Here is a 1,306-nt window from a genome sequence, read left to right on the forward strand (position 1 = left end):
CCCACGTACGTTGTCGTGAATTTCATCCCCTGCCTGTTCGGACTCCTCTTCTCGGGTGTACCAACGACGATCGGCCCCCTTACCGGAGATCTCGATTCGTACGGGGCGGTGAATTCCATGATCAGCATGCCGCTCTTCTTTGCCTCAAGTGCCCTCATGCCCTATGATGTGATGCCCTCATGGCTCAGCCCGATTGCACATCTCAACCCGCTCAGTTATGCGATAGATGCAATCCGGGCAGCAATGGGAGGTACGATCCTGTGGCTCCCGCTGGTTGTGCTGCCAGTGATGAGCGTAATCGTCCTTGCGGTTTGTGTTGCCCTTTTCAGGAGGTCTTCGGCGGATTAGAGGGGGAAGGAATGCGGTTTCCCTGAACGGATGATGTGCTGTGCCAGGCACCGGATCGCATCGTAGTACGGGGACCCCTCATCCCCAACCGCCACCGTTAAAAATTGTGCCTCGCTCTCCTGGACAACAGGATCCCGGGGGATCCGGGCAACAACGGTCGATCCGATCTCTTGTGCCAGATCCGAGACAAGCCGGTCCTCATCGGCAACATTCCGGCTGTTCTGGATAATCCCGCAGAGCCTCGCATACCCCATCAGGGTGAACTGGGCAACAGCAGTTGCGATATTCGAGGCAGCGTACATGCTCATCATCTCGCCGGAGGTGACGATGTAGACCTCGCGGGCGTAGCCCTTCCGCAGGGGCATCGCAAAACCACCGCAGACAACGTCGCCTAAAACATCATACAGGACAAAATCCGGCCGTATCGTTTCGAATGCCTTAAGCTTGTCAAGGATCTCAAATGCCGAGATGATACCCCGTCCGGCACACCCGACTCCCGGTGTCGGCCCCCCGCACTCGGCACAAAAGATACCGCAGTCACCGGTTGTGATGAGATCATCCAGGGACGGGTTTTTATTCCCCGATGAAATTATCTCTAAGATAGGCCGGATCTTCTTCCCGCCGGTCAGCATCCGGGTAGAGTCGGCTTTCGGGTCGCAGCCAATCTGCATAACGCGATATCCCTGCTTTGCCAGCATGACCGAGAGGTTGGACGTTGTTGTCGATTTCCCGATGCCGCCCTTTCCATACAGTGCAATCCGTCTCATTGCCGGAACACCTCAGGATGTGCAATCGCTTCATTTGCAAGCCGCTGGGTGAGATATGCGTACCCGCGGAAGCCGGCATAGGGTGTACCATCATACATAGTCAGGAGTTCGGGTGTTGGCGACGCCTCCTGGATCAGTATTGGGTCACCCTCCCCAGCCCTCAGGTGATCGGTGTTGCCAAACCGGGTCGA

3 protein-coding genes are annotated in these 1,306 nt (G+C 56.7%); 1 reads left to right on the forward strand and 2 read right to left on the reverse strand.

Annotated elements, in window-relative coordinates; genetic code table 11:
- The coding region (locus CW742_RS13525) for an ABC transporter permease (protein WP_292421262.1) at nt 1-348 on the forward strand (348 nt) is incomplete at its 5' end.
- Here CW742_RS13525 and CW742_RS13530 read toward each other — a convergent pair.
- Both CW742_RS13530 and CW742_RS13535 read right to left on the reverse strand, forming a co-directional pair.
- A complete protein-coding gene (locus CW742_RS13530) occupies nt 345-1,115 on the reverse strand; it encodes a nitrogenase iron protein NifH (protein ID WP_292421264.1) in 771 nt (256 codons plus the stop codon). The genes CW742_RS13525 and CW742_RS13530 overlap by 4 nt on opposite strands.
- On the reverse strand, nt 1,112-1,306 hold a 195-nt coding region (locus CW742_RS13535), incomplete at its 5' end, for a hypothetical protein (RefSeq protein WP_292421266.1). The genes CW742_RS13530 and CW742_RS13535, both read right to left, overlap by 4 nt.

The organism is Methanoregula sp., assembly GCF_002835825.1.
Classification (GTDB): Archaea; Halobacteriota; Methanomicrobia; order Methanomicrobiales; family Methanospirillaceae; genus Methanoregula.